The organism is Phocaeicola sp. RTP21198st1_B8_RTP21198_201120, from assembly GCF_040929485.1.
Classification (GTDB): Bacteria; Bacteroidota; Bacteroidia; order Bacteroidales; family Bacteroidaceae; genus Phocaeicola; species Phocaeicola dorei.
In genome coordinates this window covers 1013-1268 of the sequence record NZ_JBCOCI010000395.1, presented here as the reverse complement: position 1 = coordinate 1268, position 256 = coordinate 1013, and the positions used below count along the sequence as shown (strand labels likewise).

Below are 256 nucleotides of genomic sequence, written 5' to 3'. Positions count from 1 at the left end.
CTATATGCTCTGTTACTTTCTATACAAGACAAAAAAAAGACTATTGATACAAAATATGAACGTTTTGGCTGGCGTGAATGGACATTACAAGGAACCACACAATGCTTAAATGGTGAACCTTACGCTTTACATGGAGACTCCTGGCATTTCATGGGAATCCCGCAAATGACACGCCGCTATGCATGGGCTTGGTTTACAGCCATAAAAGGAATGAACGGAAATGCGGTACGTCCGCATGCTCAAGTCTATCCTCGCT

General features: G+C 43.0%; 1 pseudogene. It reads left to right on the top strand.

From position 1 onward, the window contains the following. Positions 1-256: pseudogene (locus tag AB5935_RS26660) on the top strand (hypothetical protein); the annotation flags it as partial.